Genomic DNA, 11,451 nt, shown 5'->3' with positions numbered 1-11,451 from the left:
GCCGGGCCTCGACGAGGCCGATCTCGCGTCCGGCGCCGCCTACACCGTGCTCGCCATGGGCAAGCAGGGCGCGCGCGAGCTGAACTTCTCCTCCGACATCGACCTGATCTGCCTGTTCGACCAGGACCGATTCGACGCTTCGGACTTCGCCCAGGCCAAGGCGCGCTACATCCACGTCACCCGCCAGCTGGTCAAGCTGATCTCCCAGAGCACGGCCGACGGCTACGTGTTCCGCACCGACCTGCGGCTGCGTCCCTCTCCCTCGACCACGCCCGTCTGCATGGCGATGGAGGCGGCCGAGCGGTACTACGAATCGGTCGGCCGCACCTGGGAGCGCGCCGCCTACATCAAGGCCCGCCCGGTCGCCGGCGACCGTGTGGCCGGCGCCGCCTATCTCGAGGCCCTGACCCCCTTCGTGTGGCGCCGCCATCTCGATTTTGCGGCCATCGAGGACACCCACGACATGCTGCGCCGGATCCGCGAGCAGAAGGGCCGCTTCTCGCCCGGCGCGCTGCCCGGCTGCGACATCAAGCTCGGGCCGGGCGGTATTCGCGAGATCGAGTTCTTCGCCCAGACGCGCCAGCTCATCTGCGGCGGGCGCGCGCCCGCCCTGCGCGTGCCGACCACCCTGGGCGCGCTCGAGGCGCTGGCAGAGGCCGGCTGGGTCACGCGCGACACCGCAGGGCTGCTTGCCACAGATTATGTCGCTCATCGCACGCTCGAGCACCGCCTGCAGATGATGGACGACGCCCAGACGCAGGTCTTCCCGCGCTCCGAGGAGGGACGCACCCGCCTCGCCGCGCTCAGCGGATGGTCCGACCGGGCCGCCTTCGAGCGGGACCTGGCCGAGCGTCTCGCCCGCGTCCACGCGGCCACAGAGGAATTCTTCACCCCCGCCGCCAGGCGCCGCGGGAAAGACGCAAGCCGCCCCGAGACCACAGAGGCATCCCTCGCGCGGGCCGGATTCCAGCGGCCGGCAGACGCCATGCGGCTGATCGAGGCCTGGCGCGGCGCCAACATGCCGGCCACACGCACCCAGCGGGCGCGCAGTCTGCTCGCCACCCTGGAGCCGCTGATTGTCGAACGCCTCTCCGGGGCGGGCAGCCCGGACGAGGCGCTGGCCCAGTTCGATCGCTTCCTCGCCGGGCTTCCCTCCGGCGTGCAGGTGTTCTCGCTTTTCGCCAGCAACCCGCACCTTCTCGACCTGATCGTGGAGATCTGCGCGGCCGCGCCGCGGCTGGCCGGCTATCTCGCGCAGCACCCGCAGGTGCTCGATGCGCTGCTTGACCGCGACTTCTTCTCACCGCTCGGCACGGCGGCCGAGCTGACCCGCGATCTGGACGCCTGGGTCGGCCGCGAGCGCGCCAGCGATGTCGACTATGAGCGCCTGCTCGACGCGGTGCGCCGCTGGGCGCACGAGCAGACCTTCCGCGCCGGTGTGCAGGTGCTGCGCGGCATGAGCGGCGCCCGCGAGGCCGGGCTGGCCTTCAGCGCCATCGCAGAGGCGGCCCTCGCCGTGCTCTATCCCAATGTCGTCGAGGAATTCGCCCGGCGCCACGGCCCGCCGCCCGGACGCGGCATGGTGGTGATCGGCATGGGCAAGCTCGGCAGCGATGAGATGACGGCGGCCTCGGATCTCGACCTGATCACGGTCTACGATGCACAGGGCGCCGAGACCTCCGCGGGCGCGAAGCCGCTCTCGCCGGCGACCTACTACCCGCGCCTGACGCAGGCGATGGTCGCAGCCCTGACCGCCCCCACCGCCGAGGGCAGGCTCTACGAGGTGGACATGCGGCTCCGCCCATCGGGCCGCAAGGGGCCGGTTGCCGTCTCCTTCTCCGCCTTCGCCCGCTACCAGGCCGAGCGCGCCTGGGTGTGGGAGCACCTCGCGCTGACCCGCGCCCGCGTCGTCACCGGCGCCGCGGATCTCGGCGCGCAAGTGGAAGAGGCGATCCGCGCCGCGCTCGCGGAACGCAAGGGCGACCCGCGGGTGCTCGAGGAGGCGCGGGAGATGCGCGGCAAGCTGCTCGAGGCCCACGCCCGGAGCCGCCAGAACCCCTGGTCGCTGAAGCACGCTGCCGGCGGCCTGATGGAGATCGAGTTCCTGGCCCAGACCGGGATCCTCTATCATGGGCTTGCCTGCCGCTCGGCCGTCGCGTCGCTCGACGCCCTGGCCGAAGCCGGCTGGATCAGCGACGAGGAGGCCGAGGCGCTCGACGAGGCTCTGGTGCTGATGCAGGGGCTGCAGCAGATCGAACGGGTGGCGCTGGACAACCCGATCCGGCGCGAGACCGCCGGCGATGGCCTGCGCCGTGCCTTGGCCCGGGCTGCCGGGGTGGATGACTTCGACGAACTCGACGCGCGGCTCGCCGCCGTGCAGGCACGCGCCGCCGAAATCTGCGCCCGGGTGTTCGGCGAGGGCCCTAACTGAGTCCGTCCTGCTCCGACCACAGCGTCTCGTTCGACTCCGGGCCGCGGCGCCGGCTGATCTCGCAGCCGAGTGTCGCCCCCTGGGCCAGCCGATCCAGCTTCTCGAGCCGCAGGTGCACCTTTAGGGCCCGGGGATCGGCCAGGCACAGCGCCGCCAGCCGCTCGGCGAAGGTCTCGATCAGGTTCACGCGGGGCCCGGCAGCCACCCTGTCGATCGCCTCGATCAGGCCGTCATAGTTGATCACGCTCCCGACCTTGTCCTCGACCGGCCCTGGCTTGCGCATCACCTCGACCACGATGTTGAAGCGCAGCCGCTGGCGCACGCCGCGCTCCTCCGGATAGGCGCCGATCTCGACCTCGCTCACATAGTCGCGCAGGAACACGCGATCAGGGGGCAGGTCTGCCTCACGCGCCCTCCCGGCAGTCGGGTCCGGCGACGGGATCTTGTCGGCCATGCGCGTCCTCCGCTCTTGCCCGCGGGGCCGATGGAAGCGCCGGCCGTCCACGGGCGTCCGCTCGATGGTGCGACACGCCGCTCGCGCCGACCTGCGGGGTTGACTCCTCGCCGGGCCCGCGCCAAAGATCAAGCCCTGTTGAGCGATCCCGTCCGGGAAGCGACGCGCCCTTGTGCGCGTTTTTTCGGATACTATATATGCTCAATCTGAGCATAACGGGCACCGGAGGGCCCCGCCGATGCTGATGAACGCCACTGTTGCGCTCGCCGACGCTCGCGCCCAGCTTGCGCGAAACTATGACCTGGCGCCGTCCGAGGCCGCCGCGCGCGAGACCGAATCGCGCTACGCCCGGGTGCGCAGCGTGGTGCCCGAGCCCGACTGGCAGCGCTTCGCCCCCTATATCCGCGCCATCGAGCAGCTCAAGCGCGAGCGCGAGGCGGTGATTCTCGCCCACAACTACATGACCCCCGAGATCTTCCACGGCATCGCTGACGTGCGCGGCGATTCGCTGCAGCTCGCCATCGAGGCCACCAGGGTGCCCCATCCCGTGATCGTCCAGTGCGGCGTCCACTTCATGGCCGAGACCTCGAAGATCCTGAACCCTGACAAGACCGTGCTGATCCCCGACAGCCGCGCCGGCTGCTCGCTGGCCGCCTCGATCACCCCGGCCGACATTGCGCGCCTGCGCGCCCGCCATCCCGGCGCCAGGGTCGTCTCCTACGTCAACACCACCGCCGAGGTGAAGGCGGCCTCCGACATCTGCTGCACCTCCTCGAACGCGCTCGATGTGGTCGAGGCGATGCCCGGCGACACCGTGATCATGACGCCCGACGGCTTCCTCGCGCGCAACATCGCGGCGCGCTCGACCAAGCGCATCGTCTGGTGGGAGGGCACCTGCGTCGTGCACGAGCGCTTCACCGCCGAGGAGCTGCGCGCCTACCGCGCGGCCGATCCCGGCGTCGTCATCATCGCGCATCCCGAATGCCCGCCCGAGGTGATCGCCGAGGCCGACTTCTCCGGCTCCACCGCCGGCATGATCGGCTGGGTGCGCGAGAACCGGCCCGGCAAGGTCGTCATGGTCACCGAATGCTCGATGTCGGACAACGTCGCCGCCGAGCTGCCCGAGACCGAGTTCGTCCGGCCCTGCAACATCTGCCCGCACATGAAGCGCATCACGCTCGAGAACGTGCTCTGGTCGTTGCACAGCATGAGCGAGGAGGTCACGGTGGCCGAGCAGCACATCGAGCCCGCCCGCCGCGCCGTCGAGGCGATGATCGCGCTCAGGGAACGCCGGCACTGAGCCCGGCCCCGGGCATGACCGGAGAGGCCAGACCGTGCACCCCGTTCCGCTCCGCCGCGCTCTCCTCGTGGTTGCCGCGCTCGCCATCGCGGCGATGTCGGCCTGCGGCCGGCTGAGCGCGGCGCCGCCCGCGGTGGTCGCCGCCTGCAAGGCCCTGCCGCCGACCGACCCGGCGGTGAACCGCCGGATCGAGCCCCACGGCGTCGATCAGTGGCTGATCTCCGAGGCCATCCTGCACGCGGTCAACCTCCAGCGTTGCGACCACGGCCGCGCGCCCCTGGCCGACGACCCGGCGCTCGACCGCGCCGCCGCCGCGCACAGCGGCGACATGGCCACCCGCGGCTATTTCGCCCACGAATCCCCGGCCCCGGGCCGCCGCACGCCCGACCAGCGCCTCGCCCGGGCCGGCGCGCGCTTCACCCGCGTGGCCGAGAACATCGCCCAGACCAGCCTCTACGCCTTTCGCGGCGGCAAATTCTACATCCGGGACCGGGCCCGCTGCCTGTTCTCGCTCACGCCGAACGGCCCCCCGGTGCTGCGCCGCACCTATGCCGGCGCGGCGAAGCAGGTGGTCGCCAACTGGATGAATTCGCCCGAGCACCGGCGCAACATTCTCGATCCGCGTCTCACCCGCCACGGCGCGGGCGCCGCAGTGCGCCCCGACCCAAGGACCTGCGGCGACCTGCTGGTCGCCGAGGACTTCGCCGGCTGAGCATGGCGCACGCCCCCGATACCGTTGTCCACTCGGACGGCCCGCTGATCGTCGGCGCCGGGCTCGCCGGGCTCTTCACGGCGCTGAAGATGGCGCCCGCTCCGGCCACCGTGCTCTCTCCCGTGCCCTTGGGCGAGGGCGCGTCCAGCGCCTGGGCGCAGGCCGGCGTCGCCGCCGCGCTCGAGCAGGGCGACAGCCCCGAGGCCCACGCCCGCGACACGGTGGCCGCCGGCGCCGGCATGGTCGACGCCGCGCTCGCGCTCTCGGTGGCGCGCGAGGCGCCCGCCCGCATCGCCGACCTGGTGCGCTTCGGCACCCCCTTCGACCGCGACCCGCGCGGCCGCTTCGTACAGTCGCGCGAAGCCGCCCATTCCGCCCGCCGCATCGTGCGCGTGCGCGGCGACCGGGCGGGCAAGGCGATCATGCAGGCGCTGATCGCCGCGGTCCGCGCCACCCCCTCGATCCGGGTGATCGAAGGTGTCGAGGCGGTCGAGCTGGCGCTCGCCGGGGGCCGCGTCGCCGGCGTCTTTGCCCTGCGCGCCGCCGATCCCGGGGCCGCGCCCATGCTGTTCCGCGCCGCCCAGGTGGTGCTGGCGACGGGGGGCATCGGCGGGCTCTATGCCGTCACGTCGAACCCGCCGCGCGTCGCGGGGCAGGGGCTCGGCCTGGCCGCCCGCGCCGGCGCGCTGGCGCGCGACCCGGAGTTCGTGCAGTTCCACCCCACCGGGCTTGCCATCGACCGCGACCCGGCGCCGCTCGTCTCCGAGGCGGTGCGCGGCGAGGGCGCAGTGCTGATCGACGAGACCGGCGCGCGCTTCATGACCGCCGTCCACGCCGATGCCGAGCTCGCGCCGCGCGACATCGTCGCCCGCGCCATCCATGCCCGCATCGCCGCCGGCCACCGGGTCTTGCTCGAAGCCCGCGCAGCCATCGGCGCGCGCTTCGCCCAGGACTTTCCCACCATCTGGGCCGCCTGCCGCGAGGCCGGCATCGACCCGGCGCGCCAGCCGATCCCGGTTGCGCCGATCCAGCACTACCACATGGGCGGGGTTGCGACCGATGCGCGGGGTCGCGCCTCCATCCCCGGCCTCCTGGCCGTGGGCGAGGTTGCCTGCACCGGGCTGCACGGCGCCAACCGGCTGGCCTCGAACTCGCTGCTCGAGGCGGTCGTCTTCGGCGCGCGCATCGCCGAGGACTTGTCCGGAGGGAGCAGTGCGGCTCCGCGCGGGGCGATCCCGACCCCGGCGGCCACCGGGCGCGGCATTCCACAGGCCGCCTGGCGCGCGCTGCGGCAGACCATGAGCGCCGATGCCGGCGTGGTGCGCGACGCCGGCGGGCTCGGCCGCGCGCTCGCCGCGCTGTCGCGGCTCGAGCGCAGCCATGCTACGCACTGTCCCGCCTTCGCCAACATGACGGCGGCCGCCACGCTGGTCGTCGCCGCCGCCCTCAGCCGCACCGAGAGCCGCGGCGGCCATTTCCGCTCCGACCGCCCGGCGCCGGATCCGGCGCAGGCGCACCCGACCCGGCTGACGCTCGACGAGGCACTCGCCATCCGCCACGAGATCGCGCAGGTGCCGGCATGAGCCCGCTGCCGCCGCTGCCGCGCCTGATGCTCGAGCCCGCCCTGCGCGCCGCGCTCATGGAGGACCTCGGCCGCGCCGGCGACGTGACCTCGGACGCCGTGATTGAGCCGGGCACCCGCGCCCGCGCCGCGATGCGCGCCCGCGAGGCCGGGGTCGCCGCCGGGCTCGACGCCGCGCGCCTCGCCTTCGAGCTCATGGACCCGGCGCTCGCCATCGAGCAGACCGCCGCGGAGAGCGCGCGCGTCGCCGCCGGCGACACGCTGATGCGCATCAATGGCGAGGCCCGCTCCATCCTCGCCGCCGAGCGCGTGGCGCTCAACTTCGCCTGCCGGCTTTCGGGCATCGCCACGGCGACGCGCGGCATCGCCGATGCCATCGCGCATACCCGCGCGGTGATCGTGTGCACGCGCAAGACCACCCCCGGCCTGCGCCTGTTCGAGAAGCGCGCCGTGCGCGCCGGCGGCGGCGGCAATCACCGCTGGGGCCTCGACGACGCCATGCTGATCAAGGACAACCACGTGGCGGCCGCAGGCGGCATCCGCCCAGCGCTCGAGCGCGCCCGCGCGGCCGCCGGGCACATGATGAAGATCGAGATCGAGGTCGACACGCTGGACCAGCTCGCCGAAGTGCTGGAGACCGGCGGCGCCGACAACGTGCTGCTCGACAACATGGGCCCCGACACCCTGCGCGAGGCCGTGGCGATGGCCGGCGGCCGGGTCGCGCTCGAGGCCTCGGGCCGCATCACGCCCACCACCGCGCCCGCCATTGCCGAGACCGGGGTCGACTACCTCTCCGCCGGCTGGCTGACCCACTCGGCCCGCATCCTCGACCTCGGCCTCGACTTCGCCTGAGAGGTGCTGGCGGCCTGCGTTGGCGGTGCGCCACCGGGCCGGAAACGCGTCAACGAATCCTAAACCATAAAAATGGTCCAAATCGGATATTAAATGATTTCATGTGGTTAGGTATGCGTCCACATTTGGACACCGCTTCGGTGGGCCCTTGGCAGCGCCTCGGCGCCTCTAGCGGTTGCCGGGCCCGAACGGTTTGAAACCGCCGCTCCGGCCGCCCGAGTGGCCGCCTCCACCCCCGCCGGTGATCGAGCGCAGCACATCGAAGAACACCTTCTCGACCGTGCTGGCGCCGCTGCCGTCGGCGCGGCTGTAGCCGCCGGGCTCGCCCGAGAGCACCATCGACCCGCCGCCGGGCTGCACGACATGGAGCGGCGAGGGCGGCACGCCCTTCTCGATCCGCATCATCACCTCGCGCCAGATCTCGGCGGGCAGGCCGCCGCCGGTGACCCCCTTCAGGGGCGAGTTGTCGTCGTTGCCCATCCAGACCCCGACGACATAGTCCGCCGTAAATCCCAGGAACCAGGCATCGCGGGACTCCTGGGTGGTGCCGGTCTTGCCCGCCGCCTCGCGGTCGGGCAGCTGTGCCCGCCGGCCCGTGCCCTGGCGGATCACCTCGCGCATCATGTAGGTGAGCAGCCCGGCCGTGCGCTCCGAAATCACCTGCTTGCCCAGGCCGCCGCGCTGTTCCATCAGGGGCGTGCTGTCGCCTCTGAGGCGGATTTCGCTGATGCCGCGCGGCTCGGCCCGCCGGCCGCCATCGGCGATGGTGGCGTAGACCGAGGTCATGTCGATCAGCGTCGCCTCCGACGTGCCAAGCGCGATCGCCGGGCCGGGTGCGAGCGGCGTGGTGATGCCCATGCTGCGGGCGAGTTTGCGCACCCGGTCCTCCCCTGCGCGCTCACACACGCGGACCGCGACCGTGTTGATCGAGTGCGCCAGCGCCTGCGTCAGCGTCACCGGGCCGCGGTAGGTGTGCTCGTAGTTTTGGGGCGACCAGTCGCCGATGCGCAGCGGCGCGTCGACCACCACGTCGTTCGGGCTCATCCCGGCCTCGAGCGCGGCGGCATAGACGATTGGCTTGAAGGCGCTGCCGGTCTGGCGCTTGGCCATGGTCGCGCGGTTGAACTGGCCGGCGCCGTCCTGGCGGCCGCCGACCATGGCACGCACCGCGCCGCCCGGCGTCATCACCACGATCGCCGCCTGCGCGACGCTGCTGTTACGCACTTTCCTGTCGAACACATCGTGCAGCGCGGCTTCGGCCGCCTTCTGGATCTTCGGGTCGAAGGTCGTCTTGATCACCACGTCCTCGGTGGTGTTCGAGGCCAGGTAGTCGGGCGCCACCTCCATCACCCAGTCGGCGAAATAGCCCCCCGTCTGCGACGCGGCGGCATCGCTCAGCTGCGCCGGATGCGCCCGCGCCTGCGCCGCCTGCGCCTTGGTCAGATAGCCCTGCTGCTGCATCTCCCCGATGATGATGTTCGCCCGGCTCTGGGCGAGCGCGAGGTTGTTGGTCGGCGCATAGCGCGACGGCGCGCGCAGCAGACCCGCCAGCATCGCCGCCTCCGCCGGGTTGAGCAGCCGCGCGGACTTGCCGAAATAGCGCTGGCTCGCCGCCTCGAACCCATAGGTCCCAGCGCCGAGATATACGCGGTTGAGATAGATCGATAGGATCTGGTTCTTCGTGTATTTGAGCTCGAGCGCGAAGGCCATCGGCAGCTCCTTCAGCTTTCGCGTGAAGCTGCGCTCGGAGGTCAGGAACACGTTCTTCGCGACCTGCTGCGTCAGGGTCGAGCCGCCCTGCACGATATGCCCTGCACGAATGTTCGCGATGGCGGCGCGCGCGATGCCGATCGGATCGATGCCGATGTGCTCGTAGAACCGCCGGTCCTCGGCGGAGATCACTGCATCGACCAGGTAGGGCGAGGCCTCCCCGGCCCGCAGGTCGCCGCCATATTGCTCGCCGCGCCAGGCAAACACATTGCCGTTGCGGTCGAGCAACGTCACCGATCCGCCACCGCGGCCATCATATAACTGGTCGGGCGGTGGCAACTGCACATAGTAGAACGCCGTCGCCCCGGCCAGGACCACCAACGCGACCAGTCCCAGCCGCCATCCGAAGGCCCAGAGCATGCGCAGCATGCCCATGGTGAGCGCGCTCACCGTCCGGGTCAGCGGACCCGGCGCCCGGCGCTCTTTCTTGTCCTTTCTGGCGGTCGATTTCTTTTTTCCCGCCACCCCGGGATTCCTTGATCTCTGCTCCCCGCCTCGCAGCCAGATTAGGCGATCGAGGCCGACCGCGCCACCCTACCGCAGCCCACCTGCGACTTCTTTTCCCTTACAGCTTATTTTTTATTCAAAATATCTGTTCTGCACATAGAATGAACTTTCCTGATTGGCCTGTTTCGTCAGAGGCCCGGGTGGTCAGCCGAATAATGCTTGTTATTCAATAACTTCATGTGATGCATGCCAATCTGGCACGACGATTGCTTCTCGGCTTGGGAGCGACCGCTTCGGACCCGCGAGGTGTGGTGTCCGGCGGTTTCGCAGGGAAACCGGCAACGACCCCAGGAGGGAAGGCATGAGACAGACGGCCAGGATCACGATGACCGGCCTCGCGGGCGCGCTCGGCGTTCTCGGCGCCACCACCGTCGCATTCGCGCAGACCGCTACGCCAGCGCCCCCGCCCGTCGCCGACACCGGCGACACCGCCTGGATGCTCACATCGACCGCGCTGGTGCTGATGATGACCATCCCCGGCCTCGGGCTCTTCTACGGCGGCATGGTGCGCAAGAAGAACGTTCTCGACATCTGCATGCAGACCTTCGCCATCTGCTCGCTGGTCACGGTGCTGTGGATGGTGATCGGCTATTCTCTGGCCTTCGGCACGGCCGCGTCCGCGGGAGTGAACGCGCTCGTTGGCGGTCTCGGCAAGGTCTTCCTGGCCGGGATCACCATGGACTCGCTGAGCGGAACCATCCCCGAATGGGTGTTCGCGACCTTTCAGATGACGTTCGCGATCATCACGCCCGCGCTCATCGTCGGCGCCTTCGCCGAGCGCATGAAGTTCTCTGCCGTCGTGCTTTTCATGGCGCTGTGGTTGATCGTCGTCTACGCGCCGATCGCCCACTGGGTCTGGGGCGGCGGGTTTCTGGCAACCGCGGGCGTGCTCGACTTTGCCGGCGGTACCGTGGTGCACATCAACGCCGGAATAGCCGGCCTGGTGATTGCGCTCATGCTTGGACCGCGCCGGGGCTACGGATCGGTCAACATGGCGCCGCACAACCTGACGCTTACGTTTGTCGGCGCCTCGCTTCTCTGGGTCGGATGGTTCGGCTTCAATGCCGGCTCCGCGGTCGCATCGAACTCGCTGGCCGGAGTCGCCATGCTGAACACCCAGGTCGCAACTGCCGCGGCCGCCTTGGCCTGGATGTTCGCCGAATGGATGGTGGCACAAAAGCCCTCCGCGCTCGGCATCTTTTCCGGCGCGGTGGCCGGGCTGGTTGCCGTGACGCCGGCCGCAGGATTCGTGAACCCGACCGGCGCGCTGATCGTCGGCATTGCCGCCGGTGTGCTTTGTTACCTGGCCGCCGTGCACATGAAAAAGGCACTGGGCTACGATGACGCGCTGGACGTGTTCGGCGTGCACTGCATCGGCGGGATCGTCGGTGCCCTGCTCACGGGCGTGTTTGCCGACCCGGCGATCAACGCAGCCGGCAAGGACGCGAGCCTGGCCACGCAGGCCTACGGCGTGATCGTGACCCTGGTCTACACAGGAATCGCGACCGCCGTACTGGTGCTCGTCACCAAGGCAGTCACCGGGCTGCGCGTTTCCGGCCCCGAGGAGCAGGAGGGCCTCGATCTCGCACTGCACGGCGAGACGGTGCAATAGGCGTGCCGACTGGCGACGCCGCCTATTCCCCCGGGGCGCGCGGGTGGCGCGCCCCATCCTCCCACTGGCCCGGGTGCGGCCTCGTCCCGCCCGGGCCCCTTTTTTTGCGATGCTGGGCCGGCTTCACGCCTCGTCCGACGGGCGGGCCCCGAACAAGGCCGACCCGACGCGCACCACGGTCGCCCCAAGCCTGACCGCGGTCTCGAAATCGTCGCTCATCCCCATGGAAAG

General features: G+C 70.8%; 8 protein-coding genes and 1 pseudogene. 6 read left to right on the top strand and 3 right to left on the bottom strand.

All coding sequences use genetic code 11. The features are described 5' to 3' along the window. Positions 1–2,431 (top strand): bifunctional [glutamine synthetase] adenylyltransferase/[glutamine synthetase]-adenylyl-L-tyrosine phosphorylase (locus AC32QD_RS13010; RefSeq protein ID WP_492010932.1); only part of this gene is annotated, 2,431 nt, incomplete at its 5' end. On the opposite strand, the gene AC32QD_RS13005 is transcribed toward AC32QD_RS13010, so the two are convergent. After that, complete coding sequence (locus AC32QD_RS13005) at positions 2,424–2,885, bottom strand: dihydroneopterin aldolase (RefSeq protein ID WP_492010931.1); 462 nt, start codon at positions 2,883–2,885, stop codon at positions 2,424–2,426. The genes AC32QD_RS13010 and AC32QD_RS13005 overlap by 8 nt on opposite strands. A 238-nt stretch (positions 2,886–3,123) precedes the next feature. Between AC32QD_RS13005 and nadA the strand changes: the two genes are divergently transcribed. Genes nadA through nadC form a run of 4 tightly spaced genes read left to right on the top strand, consistent with a single transcriptional unit; the run spans position 3,124 to position 7,331 of the window. After that, the gene (gene nadA, locus AC32QD_RS13000; RefSeq protein WP_492010930.1) at positions 3,124–4,185 is read left to right on the top strand and encodes a quinolinate synthase NadA; all 1,062 of its coding nucleotides are present in this window, start codon (positions 3,124–3,126) and stop codon (positions 4,183–4,185) included. 34 nt (positions 4,186–4,219) lie between these two features. Further along, entirely contained in the window at positions 4,220–4,897 is a 678-nt protein-coding gene (locus tag AC32QD_RS12995; RefSeq protein WP_492010929.1) for a CAP domain-containing protein, read from the top strand. Between the two features lie 2 nt (positions 4,898–4,899). Then, positions 4,900–6,480 (top strand): L-aspartate oxidase, encoded by a 1,581-nt coding sequence (locus tag AC32QD_RS12990; RefSeq protein ID WP_492010928.1) that lies wholly within the window; start codon positions 4,900–4,902, stop codon positions 6,478–6,480. Continuing rightward, entirely contained in the window at positions 6,477–7,331 is an 855-nt protein-coding gene (nadC, locus tag AC32QD_RS12985) for a carboxylating nicotinate-nucleotide diphosphorylase (RefSeq protein ID WP_492010927.1), read from the top strand. The genes AC32QD_RS12990 and nadC overlap by 4 nt, the downstream gene beginning before the upstream one ends. Positions 7,332–7,499: 168 nt before the next feature. Here nadC and AC32QD_RS12980 read toward each other — a convergent pair whose 3' ends face one another. After that, a complete protein-coding gene (locus tag AC32QD_RS12980) occupies positions 7,500–9,566 on the bottom strand; it encodes a transglycosylase domain-containing protein (RefSeq protein ID WP_492010926.1) in 2,067 nt (688 codons plus the stop codon). Between the two features lie 367 nt (positions 9,567–9,933). Here AC32QD_RS12980 and AC32QD_RS12975 point away from each other — a divergent pair, with 367 nt between their 5' ends. Then, positions 9,934–11,220 (top strand): ammonium transporter, encoded by a 1,287-nt coding sequence (locus tag AC32QD_RS12975; RefSeq protein ID WP_492010925.1) that lies wholly within the window; start codon positions 9,934–9,936, stop codon positions 11,218–11,220. 123 nt (positions 11,221–11,343) lie between these two features. Here the strand turns inward: AC32QD_RS12975 and AC32QD_RS12970 are convergent. Further along, positions 11,344–11,451: pseudogene (locus tag AC32QD_RS12970) on the bottom strand (YggS family pyridoxal phosphate-dependent enzyme); the annotation flags it as partial.

This window comes from Thermohalobaculum sp. (genome assembly GCF_058622915.1).
This window is presented reverse-complemented; position numbering and strand designations above follow the sequence as displayed.